Below are 12772 nucleotides of genomic sequence, written 5' to 3' on the forward strand. Positions count from 1 at the left end.
GTTCCGGAAGCGCTCCGCCAGGGAGAGAAGCGGCGGTCACTCGTCTGGGCAGGCGGTTCCAGCAGCGGCCGGAACCGCCTCCGTCTCACGAGCCGGTTGGGGCCGGGGCCTTGTCGAGGTGGGTTTGGAACCAGGACAGCGCGGCCCCGCTGGATTCCTCGAAGTGCACCTTGTAGGCGTCGAAGTGCCCGCCGGGCAGCAGCACCAGCTCCTTCGGGGCCAGCGCCCGCTCGAAGGCGGCCAGTTGGAGGTCGGTCGGGATCACCGTCTCGCCGGTCTCGACGATCATCATGAGCGGCTTGGGTGAGATTCGGGCGATCCAGCCGCCCGGCTCGTACAGCCGCGCGGCCCGGCTGGAGCGCCTCGTCACCGTGTTGTTCTCGCGGCCCGGCGGAACCAGGTCGTGGTAGAAGCGCACTGCGTCCGGGCTGCTGTACAGGGCCGGGTCGGTGGGATCGTCGCCGATAGAGGTCTGGTACTGCAGTTCACCGCCGGCGGCCAGGGCGCGTTCCTCGTCGGCTTGGGCGAGCTCGAAGGCGGCGATGCGCTCCGGCGGGACCTTGCGCTGCCACTGCTCGAATCCGCTGATGGTGGGCACCTGCGACACCACGCACTTGATCCGCACCTCGGTCGCCCCGAGCACGATCGCATGGCCGCCCGAGAAGCTCGAGCCCCACACTCCGATGCGGTCCGCGTCGACCTCCGGGCGGGCCTCCAGGAAGCTGATCGCGCGGCGCCAGTCAGCGATCTGATGCCACGGGTCGACGTCGTTGCGGGGCTCGCCGTCGCTGGCGCCGAACGTGCGGTGATCGTGGACGAGCACCACGAACCCGGCGTCGGCGAACTTGCGCGCGTACGGGTCGAGGCCCATCTCCCGGTTGGCGCCGAATCCGTGCGCCATCGTGATCGCGGGGCGCGGGCCCTCGGCGTCCGGCAGGTAGAGCCAGCCGCGCAGCGTCACGCCCCCGTCCGCCGTGAACTCCACGTCGATGCGTTCAGTCATGGTCACTTGCCTTCCGTGAAGTCGAAGTACTCGGCGGGGACAAGGCCTGCCTCGACGAGGGGGCCCCCGACCTTCGCGTTGATCTGCAGCACGGCGCCGATGGGCCGGTGGTGGATGGCGATCTCCGTGATGAGCCCCTCGTCATCACGTGTGAGGATCGTGATCCCCTTCATCGCGAAGCCGCCGAACGCGGCGGCCTCCCACTCCAGATACGTCCGCGGGCCGTCCTGCGCCTTCCGGACGAACTCGAGCCGTTCGTACACGGAGCTCACCGCGGCCATGAGGGCCTCGACGTGCTCCTTGCGCTCGACCGGCTTGGCGAGCGCGCTCGCCTCCATCCGCACGTTCGGCGAGAGCGCCGCCGAGAAGGCATCCTCGGTGCGCTGCTCGAACGCGCTCGTCCAGGCCTCGGCCGGGCGGCCGTCGGCGGCGTTCGACGCGCTGTCCTCGGCGACCGTGGTGATGACGGCGGCGACCGCCGCCGGGTTCTCGGCGTGCGCCCAGTGACCTGCGCCGGCGATCGTCTGCGTGGCGGCGCCTGGGAAGCGGGGCGCGACATACGCGGAGACGATCTCTTCGGTGACGAAGGGGTCGTTCTCACCGCGCAGGACGGTGACGCTCCCGTGGAACTTGCTGGGCTGCTGTCCGTCCGGGTGGCCGTTGTTCCATGCGGTCGCCGTGTCGGAGATCGTCGACGGGTCGACGTGCAGGGCCACTTGGGCGAGCCGGTCGTTCTCCTCGGCCGGGAAAGCGGTGGCGAGCGCGCCGCGGAAGGCGCGCTGCGCGTCGAGGCCGAGATCCGGTGCCTGGAAGGGAGCGAGCTGCTCCGGAGGCAGGTGGGTGCCCGCAAGCGGGATCGGGTTGACCAGGACGAGCGAACGCACCTGCCCGGCCAGGCGGGCGGCGACGAGCTCGGCGATCTGGCTTCCCATGCTGTGGCCGACCAGCACGACGGGACCCTCCGTCGCGCGTACGAGGCTCTCGAGATCGTCGGCCCAGCGGGCGAGGGTGAACGGCCCTTGGTCCGAGGCACGCCCACCCATGCCGGCGAGCTCGAACGCGATCGACGGGATCGACTGCTCGTCGAGGACAGCGCCGACGCTGTTCCAGATGGGGCCGTCGTCCAGATATCCGTGGACGAGCACCACGGTCGGCGCCTGCGTCGCTGGCCTGTTCATCTCGTGTCTCCTTTGACGATCGCTCTCTTGCGGCGACGAAATCGGAGCCGGTGGCTCTCGGGATTCTCGGCCGACGCGAGCAGTATGACGTAAGCATGAGGGCTATGCTTATGTCAATGTCATCGCGCTGCGTGACCACCCGAGAATCCGAGGAGTCCACCCATGACGTCGAACGCCTTGTCCTACGCCGTGCACATCGCGGGCGGCATGCCGACCACCAACTCCGACGTGCCGCCCGATCAGACCGAGCGTGCCTGGTCACCGACGTCGAGCATCCTCATCTCGAACGGGGGAGAGGCGCTCTTGGTGGATCCGCTCTTCACGACCGCGCAGTCCGAGGGCCTGCTCCGCTGGCTCGGTGAGCGCGACGCCCCGGTGACGAGCGTGTACGTCACCCACGGCCACGGCGACCACTGGTTCGGTCTCGGAGCCGTTCTGGAGCAATACCCGGGTGCGCGCGCCTTCGCGTTGCCCGAGGTCGTCCAGGACATGGCGTACCAGTCCTCGCCCGAGGTCCTCAAGGCGGTCTGGCGCGCCTGGTTCCCCGGGCGGATCCCTGAGCGGCTCGTGCTCGCCGAACCGCTGGAGGGTGAGGTCCTGACCGTGGGCGGGGCGGAGGTCCGCCCGGTCCGCCTGGGGCACACCGACAGCGACAACACCACCTGCCTGCACGTGCCCGACCTGAGCCTGGTCGTCGCGGGCGACGTGATCTACAACAACGTGCACCTGATGCTCGCGGCCTCGGACGCCGAGGGGCGGGACGAGTGGCTGAGGGCCCTCGACACGGTCGATGCGCTGGCGCCGACCGCGATAGTCGCGGGCCACAAGGATCCGGCCGCCGATGACGATCCCCGTCACATCGAGGAGACCCGCCGCTACATCCTCGATTTCAACACCGGGGTGCGCCGCACCGGCAGCACCCTCGAACTCTACGAGTACATGCTGGAGCGGCACCCGTCGCGCATCAATCCCGGTGCGTTGTGGGGCTCCTGCCGGGCAGCCAAAGGCTGAGTAGTCGGAGCGACGGTCGGGAGGGCTGCGGCGCGCTACGCGCTCGCGGCCGCCCGACGGGCCCGCGAGGCTCGAAGGTTCACGGCGTTACCGCAAATGCGCACGTCATGCCAGGCGCCGTTGTTGGGGTTCGTACCGTCGTAGAACGCAACCGAGCAGACCCGGTTACGGCACATCTTCAAACGACGCCACGTACCGGTCAGTTGGGCGTTCGTGATCTCGTTGAGCACGGCCGCGACGACCCACCCGACGTCCTTGCCGCGCGGCGCAAGCGAGAAGACGCCATCGGCGTCGATCCGCACCTCGATCGCACCGCTCACCCCCTTCGGCGCTGACCGGACCGGAGCGTCGCGCACCGCACCCGACACCGTTATCTGCAACGACGCGCGTAGCTGCTGAAGCCGCACCAGCCCAGGCTCGTCGACCTGGATGGTCGGCGCCTGCATCCCCGTACGCCGACTCCATTCGGCCAGCGCGCCGAAGAGCCATGATGTCGCAGCATCCGGAGTCGAGAGCAGGTCCTCAAGCGCGGGCTTGCCGGCGGCGCGGGTGTTCAAGACCTCCTGGACGAGGACGAGCGGTCCGGTGGCGATGCGGTCGGTATAGCGCTCGCTCGCGAGTTCAGACATAGGCATAGTTTATTAGCTCCAGTCTTCATTGGCGAGGAGAGCGGGATCGTCACTGAGAAAGACCCTAACGGCGATGCCATGCGATGGGAGCACCAGCGAGTGCCCGGCATCGCGCGGTGACCGTAAGGCCGGGGGTGCCGCGCTTCACGCTCATCGGTCCTGTCCGAGGCGTCCACGGTGTGATAAGACATAAGCATAGAGTCTATGCCTACGTCAGATGGTGTCGACCGTCGTGCACTGTCACCACGCGGGCCGGCCATGTGAAATCGCTTGAGAGGTCGCGCGATGCCCGAACGCGTGGAGAAACAATGATCGACAAGACCGTCGATGACACCGCGGCCGCTGTCTCAGGGATCGGTGACGGTGCCACCGTGATGATTGGTGGATTCGGCCGCGCGGGCCAGCCGGTAGAGCTGATCGACGCACTCATCTCCCATGGCGCACGTGACCTGACCGTCGTCAACAACAACGCGGGCAACGGCGACACGGGACTTGCCGCGCTCCTGGCGGCGCGAAGGGTACGGAAGATCATCTGCTCGTTCCCGAGGCAAGGAGACTCGTGGGTGTTCGACGGCCTCTACCGCGCGGGAGACATCGAGCTGGAGCTCGTCCCGCAGGGGAATCTCGCCGAACGCATCCGCGCCGCCGGCGCGGGTATCGGCGCGTTCTTCTCGCCGACGGGCGTCGGCACGCAGCTTGCGGAGGGCAAGGAGGTGCGCACGATCGACGGCCGCGACTATGTGCTCGAGTACCCGATCCGAGCTGATGTCGCCCTGATCAGCGCCCTGCGGGCCGACCGCTGGGGCAACCTCGTCTACCGCGAGACCGCCCGCAACTTCGGCCCGATCATGGCGGCCGCGGCGGCCACCACCATCGCCCAGGTCGACCAGATCGTGCCGCTCGGCGACATCGACCCCGAGACCGTCGTGACGCCCGGCATCTTCATCGACCACGTCGTCGCGGTGGGAGAACGCCGCTGGCTCGACGACGGCGTGTTCGTCGGCGGCGTCGACATCGAGGGACACCCGCTGGTGCAGGAGGAGAGCCGATGAGCACGCGCATCAGCCGCCCCGACCTCGCGCGTCGCATCGCGGCCGACATCCCCGAGGGATCGGTCGTGAACCTCGGTATCGGCGCCCCCACCCTGGTGGCCAACTACCTGCCGGACGACACGGAGTTCGTCCTGCACACCGAGAACGGGATGCTCGGCATGGGACCCGCACCCGAGCCCGGCACCGTCGACCCCGACCTGATTAACGCCGGCAAGCAGCCGGTCACCGCGCTGCCGGGCTCGGCGTATTTCCACCACGCCGACTCCTTCGCGATGATGCGCGGTGGCCACCTGGACGTGTGTGTGCTCGGCGCGTTCCAGGTGTCGGAGACCGGCGATCTCGCGAACTGGTCGACCGGCGAGCCCGGCGCGATCCCCGCCGTCGGCGGAGCGATGGATCTCGCCATCGGCGCGAAGTCGGTCTACGTGATGACCGACCTGCTCACCAAGCAGGGCACGCCAAAACTCGTCGCCGCCTGCACCTACCCCCTGACTGGAGTGCGCTGCGTCACCCGCGTCTACACCGATCACGCGGTGTTCGACGTCACGCCCGACGGACTGCGCGTGCGCGAGACGTTCGGCGACAACACGGTGGACTCCCTCGCCGCCCTGACCGGCCTCGACCTCGCCGACGCTGCGGCATCCCTGGAAGGTGTCTGACATGCCCGCGAGCTTCGTGTACGACGCCGTCCGTACCCCCTTCGGACGGTACGGCAAGGCCCTCGCCGACGTGCGCCCCGACGACCTCGCCGCGATCGTCATGCGCGCGACCGTCGAGCGTACGGGCTTGGATCCCGCGCGTATCGACGACGTGATTTTCGGCGATGCGAATCAGGCGGGCGAGGACAACCGCGACGTCGCACGGTTCGGCGCGCTGCTCGCCGGCTTTCCCACCACAGTCACGGGAGTCACGGTCAACCGGCTGTGCGGGTCCTCGGTCGAGGCCGTCATCCAGGCGTCACGAGCCGTCGAGGCAGGAGACGCCGACATCGTGCTCGCGGGCGGCGTGGAGTCGATGAGCCGTGCACCGTACGTCGTCGAGAAGAGCACCAAGCCCTTCCCCGCGGGCAACCAGACGATGTGGAACACATCGATCGGATGGCGCATGGTCAACCCCCGCCTGCCGAACGAATGGACGATCTCCAACGGCGAGAGTGCAGAGAAGCTCGCCGAAATCCACCGGATCTCTCGTGAGGAGCAGGACGCGTTCGCGGCGCGCAGCCATCGTCTGGCCGCCCGAGCATGGGCGGACGGCATCTTCGACCGCGAGATCGTCCAGGTCGACGGTCATCGTCTCGCCCGCGACGAAAGCATCCGTGACGAATCCACTGTCGAGGTACTCGCCGGCTTGCGCCCCGCGTTCGCCGCGGGCGGCACGGTGACCGTCGGCAACTCGTCGCCCATCAACGACGGCGCCTCCGCCGTGCTCGTCGCCCGCGAGGGTGTGCTCGACGGCGAACCCCTCGCCCGCATCGCAGGCCGTGCGGCCTTCGGCAACGACCCCGACGTCTTCGGAGTCGCTCCAGTCGAGGCGGCCAACCGTGCACTCGCCCGTGCCGGGCGCACCTGGGCCGACGTGGACCTGGTCGAGCTGAACGAGGCCTTCGCGGCGCAGTCGCTTGCTTGTCTGCGCCTGTGGAGCGATCTCGACCCGCAGAAGGTGAACGCGCACGGAGGGGCGATCGCGATGGGGCACCCGCTCGGTGCGTCCGGTGGACGCATCATCGGTCGCGCGGCCCACGAACTCGCCCGCCGGGGCTGTGGCATCGCCGTCGTCGCCATCTGCATCGGCGTTGGCCAAGGTCTCGCTGTCGTCCTCGAGAGGTAAAGGGTGGCCGAGCTGAGGGCCGGAGCCGGTCGCAGCGTCTTTGCACCGAGCGATAGACGGCGGCGACACCGGCTATCCCGTCGGCACAGCCTTGGCGGGGCCCTGAGCGACTTCGCCCGCCGCCGATGGGGCCGCTCCCGCCCTCCCCGGCATCACCCGGATCAGGCTGCTCTAAGCTCCACCTCCCTGCTACGACAGGTCGGCGGCGACGGTCTCTCACCTCCACACGAAACACAGCGCCTCGCGGCGCAACTCGAAGACGATCCACGTATCGAGCGTCGCCGCGGTCCTTCCATCTGCGGCCAGGTTTCCTTCACCCAGCCGGTGACCTTCCCCTCGTCGCGTTCGACGGCCCGCCTGGCTGGCACCTGGCAGGAGAACCCGTGCCGGATCAGCAGCTTGCGTACGCCCCATAGGGTGTAGCACTTGTGGAAGCGCCGCGATCACCGAATTCGGCTCCCCCAGAGCGAACCGCTCAGCGGTCATCAGCCGAATGCCCTCGCGGAACTCGCGGCGCTCATCCCGCTCTGCGTGTACCTCATGACAACGGCGTACCGCGAGGATCAAGCCCTGTCACCCGCAACGACAACCCGACTTCAAGCTCAGTGAACCTCTTTCATCCTGAATAGCCGCAGGTCATGAGTGTGTGGATGGCTCGGACGATGGTGCCGATACGCCGGGTTGAACATCGGGCTCGCCGTAACAGCCGCCAGGACTTCAGCTGTGCGAAGGCGCGTTCTCCCGGAGCTCGCAGCCGGGCATGGTCGCGGTTGAACTGCTGGTAGTGCTCGGGCTGTTCGCTGTGGTGGTAGTAGGGGGTGCGGAAGGTGGCGCCGGCACCCTGGTAGGCCCGGTCGGCCAGGACCAGGATCTGCCGGGTGAGGCAGGCTTGGACGATGCCGTGCGCGCGGGCCGCGGTCAGGTCGTGCGTGCGGCCCGGTGTCGCGCGGGAGAACCACAGTGGGGTGCCGTCCGGGCGTGCGACGACCTGGACATTCATGCCGTGCTGCTTGTGCTTCTGCGAGTAGTACGGCTGGTCTGCGGCGATACGGTCGGTGGGGATGAGCGTGCCGTCGACGATGACGAAGTCTCCTTCGCCGAGCCCGACGAGGGCCTCGTGCAGACCCGGCGCCCAGGAGGCCAGGACTTCGAGTGTCTCGTCGACGTAACGCCAGGCCGTTGCCTCCGATACCCCGAACCCGGCACCGACTTGTGCGAACGTCTCGTTCTTCCGTAGATGGGCCAGTGTCAGCAGAGCTTGCTTGAAGCAGCTCAACTTCCGCCAGCGTGTGCGAAGTTCACGCCTTCGGGTGCAGATGAGCCAGGAGACATGCTCGACCAGCTCGTACGGGACATCGAGCGTGGAAGGATACGGAACCAACGAAGCCCCCCGGCCGTCGGCGTGTTGAGTGAGATCACCACACCAACGACGAGGGGCTTCGCCACGTCACCGCACCTGGCCAGCCCATTTCATCCCCACGGCACAGGATGAAAGAGGTTCAGTAACTGTTCGATAGATCAGGTTAGTTTGCTATTGGCCCGTTGGTCGAGAAGGGCAAGTAGTCGCTTTGCTTCAGCGATAAAAGTTGCTCCGTCTGGGGTCGCATCGAGGGGCTTTGTGGGCGTGATGATCGCGAAACCTGCAGCGTTCTCGACCTGGACAAGCTGGTAGCGGATGCTGCTGCTGGGGATACCAAGAGCCCGACATGCCGCGGCGATGTCATGATGGCCCGGGAGCCGGACGATGTTGCGCAGTCTTTGGGCGTGGTTTCTCAGCTCACTGACGGCAATCATGGCGGGCGAAATTTTTACACCGAGGCGTACAAACGGGCTGCAGACCGCGAAGAGCGGTCGGGTTGGGATTCCGGCTTGTCTGAGCAGTTGTGAAACGTAAGCATTGTGACAGTCAATCTCATTTGCGATTTCCTTTGTGGTTCTTCCCAGCTCTGTATAGTGGCGCCTCAGCCAGTCTGCCGTCACCAATGTTCCATCAGCTGCCCACAGAGGTTCCTTCCTGCGGCGTCGGGGGATGCCCGCTTGTTCTAGGTGTAATCCGATGGTTGAGGAGCTGCAGCCGACGAGGGCGGCGATCTGAGGAGTTGACTTACGTTCGGATACGTACAGCTGATGCAGTTCTTCCGGCGTCAGACGCCGCCACTGCGACGTCCAGTGATTCTGCGACTGGATCTTCCGGCGAACCCTTCTTGGTCGTTCTGACGGCACGGGCAAGTCTGCGGGGGTTGAATACTCAATGTAGAGGCGGAACTTGTCGTCGCTGATACCAACGGCCTGAGAGACATCGTCAACGGGTAGGCGCAATGCCAGCTGTTCAGCGACTTCCTCCCGATCAATGTCTTCCGGAGGCAAGCCGGGCCAAGGCAACGTCGGGAGCCACACTTGCGGAGGTTCCCATTGAAGTGGTTCATGGATTCCATGGGCTTGAAGGTTGGCTTGCCGGCATGCTGGCCCTGATAGGGACTGGTCTGGTTATAAAACCCTTCCAATGCTGGGCCGTCGTACACCAGGGTGTTGACCTGGACTCCATAGTGCTGGATCGTGCACCACTCTTCCTCTAGGAATTCGAGGGCAAGTCCCGGGCGCGAGGGAATGCGCAGCGGACCAGCACGCATGATGCCGTGCTCGTACATCTCCAGCGGGCTCAGCTTCAGCCCAGGAATCTCCGGGATCTTCAATCCTCGGTGGTGACGCCGATGATAGATCAGTGTGATCCACTCTCGGATTACGGCTTCAAGCTCGTCCACGAAGAAGTAGGCCTCTTCCTCCACCTTTTCGCCGCGGCTGTAGACGTCGGGCCCCTTGTAACCGGGCAATGCTGCCAACAGTCCCTCACTGAGGGTGCGAAACCAGCGCTCGACCGGCTTGTCGGTCGGGGTATGCGGACGGGCCGGCTGCAGGGTGATATCCAGCTTGGCGCACACGCTCTCGATATGGTTGGACACGTAGATGGTGCCGTGGTCGTACACGATCGCCTCAGCCGCGACACTGGGCAGCAGGCGGTTACCCTCGGCATCCACAAGCTTTTCAGCGTCCAGCACTACCGCGGAAGGCACCCCGCAATAGGGCAGTGTTTCATTCGCAGAGCCGCTCTTGGCTGGTCCGCGTGAGCGGATGGTTTCGTACAGTACCCCGGCGACATCGACGGACTTCGTCGACACGGGAGTCACACGCAGTCCGCAGATGCAGCGGCTGTAAAGATCCATCGCCACCGTAAGCTCGCACCTCACCCATCGGCAGGTGATGGGTTCCATGGCGAACACATCGAGACTGTTGGTGTCGAGGATGACGTACTCGCCCGGTCGTGTGGCCCGCAGTTTTCCGTATACCCCTTGTGGCCTCTGCGCGATGGAGCGCTTTCCCTTGGTGCTGCCGTCGAAGGCGTTCGTCCCCCGGGCAAGTTCCCTCAGAAGATCGTAGGCGGTGCTGCGTTTCGGAATCTTTACCGAGTTTCGACCGTGCTTATTGGTCAGGCGTTCCTCGATCTCGATCAGGATGAGATTCTTCACGGGGCGGCTTTCCTTTTCCCGCTCTTTGAGGACGGTGCGGGCCAAATCCAGCCAACGAGGGTCGACTCGATCGAGGATGTGTGTGGCTCGGCCCCTGCTTACCAGACCGGCGGGGCCTTCTTCTTTGACCTTGGCCACCCATCGGCGCACGGTGGCCGGGTCCACTCCGAGTTCTCGTGCTTTGGCCTCATAGCGACGCATCAAGGGGACGCCGGGCGCGTAATCCGGGCGAGGCTCGCCGGCGAGAGCCAACTCGGGCGAGCCCAACTTGTAGCTGAAACGCACCTCCTGAACATGCTGGTAGCGGACCGTGACTTCTTCGTCCTCCTCCTCGCAAAGGCTGCCAAAGAGTGCGGCCGTGCCTGATTGCTGCGGCGGAGCGGGAACCAGGAACTCAGTTGACGGATGGCTGAGAAGCAGGGCGAGGTCCACCTGGCGCCACTGCGGCCGGCTGTCCGGACCTGCGTGTTGCAACAGAACGCGGCGTCCGTCGAGCTCGGCGATGGTGCACTGCTGGCCGTCGTAGACCAACGGCAGCCCGATCCGAAGTGATGTTGTCCATCCGGTCACCGGGACCTCCGCAGAATCCACTCGCCAGACAGGGGCAAGGTCAAGTCCGTGCTCAGCCGTCCTGCCCACACCAGAGACAGGATCGGGGGACGGGCTTCGTGGAGCTCCCGATCGAGTACCTTGGCCAGCCGGTGCTCAGCCGATGCCAGTTGCTCACCGTCCTGCACCGTTTCCCACGCCAGGTCTATCTCCTCGGTGGGAACTACGCCGGGCCGTCGGTATGCGGCAAGGAACCGAACGTTCTTCAAGAGGACGGGATCGTCGCCCGACCAAATTTCATACGCCCATCCATGTTGCCGGATGAGCTCACCAGGCCAGGCAAGAGCTCGTGCGATCTTGGGATCGGCAAGTAGCTCTGCTGGTTTGACATTGACGACCTGGGCCGTGCCTGAGCCGGTGATTAGCCTCGAAGTTTCGTGACGGGCCGCCGACGGAGTCGGTGGCCCGTTTTCGTGCCGCGGGCTGACGCTGGGCAGGCCGGAGGCCCGAGTGTCGTCTCGGGGTGGCGCCGGGTTCCACTGCTCCGGGTGTTGAGCTGCTGTCGTAGGGACGGGGAATTTGCTGGTCAGCCTGGGTTCGGCAGGAGTGCGAGCCGTTCGAGGGCGGCGGTGATGTGGCTGGTCCAAGGCCAGTGCCGGGCCAGGCGGAGGATCCGCCGACGGCCGGTGGTGACGAGCTGTCCGGCTGCGCTGAACAGCCGGAGCCGCAGGCGGCGGGGTTCCCATAGCCTGGCTTTGCCGGTCAGGGCGAGCATCGGCATCCAGGCCAGCAGGTCGAGCGCGATCTGCACGATCTCCAGCCAGATCCGGTTCTGGGCGGTGCGGTGCAGAGGAAGATTTCGCAGGCCGGTGGCCCGGGCGGCCCGGATGCGGTCCTCGGCCCTCGCTCGCAGCCGGTGACGGAGCTCGAGTTCGGTGATCGGCCGGCCCGATGTGTTGGTGGCGAAACAGGTCAGACGCATGCCGTCCGCGTCCGTGAGCCGCAACTGGGCCCCGGGGTGCGGTCTTTCCTTGCGGACGATCAGCCGCATGCCCTTGGGCCAGCCGTCCAGGACGCCGCCGGTGAGTTCGGCTACCCAGGCGCCGTCGCGGATCTCGCCGTCCGCCTCGACGGCCGGTGTCCAGGCCGGGGCGGGAACCTGCAGCACATGCTGGTGGATGGCGTCGGTGATCACCATGCCGACCGAGTAGGACAGCCACCGTCCCCGCCGGGCGAGCCAGGCGACGAAGTCGTGGGTGCCGCCCGCAGAGTCGGTGCGGATCAGGGTCCGGCGCCCGCGCCGGTACTTCTTCGGCAGCTGGGCCAGGGCCAGTTGGGCGGCGGTGATGTGGTCGGTGGCCGTGTTCGATCCCGCATTGCCTGGTCGGAGCAGGGCCGCGACCGGTTCACCCGTGCCGCCCGGCCCGTGATCGACGAACCCCATCAGCGGGTCCTACGTTGTTGGTGGGTTGGACGGGCTGTCGTAAGGTCCAGAGGCCCAGAGACACCGGGTATGGCTTTCAGCGGGTTGCACTCGATGGTTCCCATCACCTGGCCGCCCGGTGTCTCACGACGACTCGGCCGCTGATTAGGAGCCGCGAGCACCTGCGGGTGTGTCGCTGAGTAGGACCACGTCGGCGAGGTCGTTCGGGAGAACAGCGCACACCGACGAACCGGAGGAAACCGTGCCCCAGATTTGGGCGGGCGTGGACATCGGCAAGACCCATCACCACTGCGTGGTCCTGGACGCCGAAGGCAGGCGGCTGCTGTCGCGCCGCGTGCTGAACGACGAGCCGGAACTGCTCGCCCTGCTCGCCGACGTGCTGGCCATCAACGAGGACGTTGTATGGGCGGTCGACGTCACCGAGGGCATGGCCACCTTGCTGATCAGCGTGCTGCTCAATCACGGACAGCAGCTGCTCTACATACCCGGCCTCGCGGTCAACCGGGCCTCGGCCGGCTACCGGGGCACCGGCAAGACCGATGCCAAGGACGCGGT

General features: G+C 66.5%; 10 protein-coding genes and 3 pseudogenes. 5 read left to right on the plus strand and 8 right to left on the minus strand.

Annotation, left to right across the window (positions count from 1 at the left end):
• Positions 1 to 85: 85 nt before the first annotated feature.
• Entirely contained in the window at positions 86 to 1003 is a 918-nt protein-coding gene (locus ABZT03_RS17345) for an alpha/beta hydrolase (protein ID WP_356039897.1), read from the minus strand.
• A 2-nt stretch (positions 1004 to 1005) separates the two neighbouring features.
• Entirely contained in the window at positions 1006 to 2181 is a 1176-nt protein-coding gene (locus ABZT03_RS17350) for an alpha/beta hydrolase (RefSeq protein ID WP_356039899.1), read from the minus strand.
• A gap of 162 nt (positions 2182 to 2343) precedes the next feature.
• Here ABZT03_RS17350 and ABZT03_RS17355 point away from each other — a divergent pair, with 162 nt between their 5' ends.
• Positions 2344 to 3192 carry an MBL fold metallo-hydrolase gene (locus tag ABZT03_RS17355; RefSeq protein ID WP_356039901.1) on the plus strand — a complete coding sequence of 283 codons (849 nt, stop codon included), beginning with the start codon at positions 2344 to 2346 and terminating at the stop codon, positions 3190 to 3192.
• 35 nt (positions 3193 to 3227) lie between these two features.
• Here ABZT03_RS17355 and ABZT03_RS17360 read toward each other — a convergent pair whose 3' ends face one another.
• Positions 3228 to 3821: a CGNR zinc finger domain-containing protein gene (locus tag ABZT03_RS17360; protein ID WP_356039904.1), complete on the minus strand. Its 594-nt coding sequence runs from the start codon at positions 3819 to 3821 to the stop codon at positions 3228 to 3230.
• Positions 3822 to 4129: 308 nt separating this feature from the next.
• Between ABZT03_RS17360 and ABZT03_RS17365 the strand changes: the two genes are divergently transcribed.
• From ABZT03_RS17365 to ABZT03_RS17375, 3 genes are read left to right on the plus strand one after another with little or no spacing between them, the layout of a single operon-like run.
• Positions 4130 to 4873 carry a 3-oxoacid CoA-transferase subunit A gene (locus tag ABZT03_RS17365; protein ID WP_356039906.1) on the plus strand — a complete coding sequence of 248 codons (744 nt, stop codon included), beginning with the start codon at positions 4130 to 4132 and terminating at the stop codon, positions 4871 to 4873.
• Positions 4870 to 5532, plus strand: coding sequence for a 3-oxoacid CoA-transferase subunit B (locus ABZT03_RS17370; protein ID WP_356039909.1), 663 nt, complete (start codon positions 4870 to 4872; stop codon positions 5530 to 5532). Before ABZT03_RS17365 ends, ABZT03_RS17370 begins: the two co-directional genes overlap by 4 nt.
• 1 nt (position 5533) lies before the next feature.
• A complete protein-coding gene (locus ABZT03_RS17375; protein WP_356039912.1) occupies positions 5534 to 6700 on the plus strand; it encodes a thiolase family protein in 1167 nt (388 codons plus the stop codon).
• Positions 6701 to 6861: 161 nt separating this feature from the next.
• Here the strand turns inward: ABZT03_RS17375 and ABZT03_RS17380 are convergent.
• The 5 genes and pseudogenes from ABZT03_RS17380 to ABZT03_RS17400 all read right to left on the minus strand — a co-directional run.
• A pseudogene (locus ABZT03_RS17380) lies at positions 6862 to 7128 on the minus strand (winged helix-turn-helix domain-containing protein); the annotation flags it as partial.
• Between the two features lie 188 nt (positions 7129 to 7316).
• Positions 7317 to 8122 (minus strand): annotated as a pseudogene (locus ABZT03_RS17385) (transposase family protein).
• A 96-nt stretch (positions 8123 to 8218) separates the two neighbouring features.
• Positions 8219 to 8680: a hypothetical protein gene (locus ABZT03_RS17390; RefSeq protein ID WP_356039914.1), complete on the minus strand. Its 462-nt coding sequence runs from the start codon at positions 8678 to 8680 to the stop codon at positions 8219 to 8221.
• A gap of 164 nt (positions 8681 to 8844) precedes the next feature.
• Positions 8845 to 10794, minus strand: a complete 1950-nt coding sequence (locus tag ABZT03_RS17395; protein WP_356039917.1) for an integrase — start codon at positions 10792 to 10794, stop codon at positions 8845 to 8847.
• A 565-nt stretch (positions 10795 to 11359) separates the two neighbouring features.
• Positions 11360 to 12223: pseudogene (locus tag ABZT03_RS17400) on the minus strand (IS1380 family transposase); the annotation flags it as partial.
• Between the two features lie 235 nt (positions 12224 to 12458).
• On the opposite strand from ABZT03_RS17400, the gene ABZT03_RS17405 reads away from it, so the two are divergent.
• Positions 12459 to 12772, plus strand: a 314-nt coding sequence (locus ABZT03_RS17405; RefSeq protein WP_356039919.1) for an IS110 family transposase, incomplete at its 3' end; no start/stop codon positions are given.

Origin of the sequence: Streptomyces sp. NPDC005574 (assembly GCF_040605435.1) — a bacterium.
GTDB lineage: Bacteria > Actinomycetota > Actinomycetes > Streptomycetales > Streptomycetaceae > Streptomyces.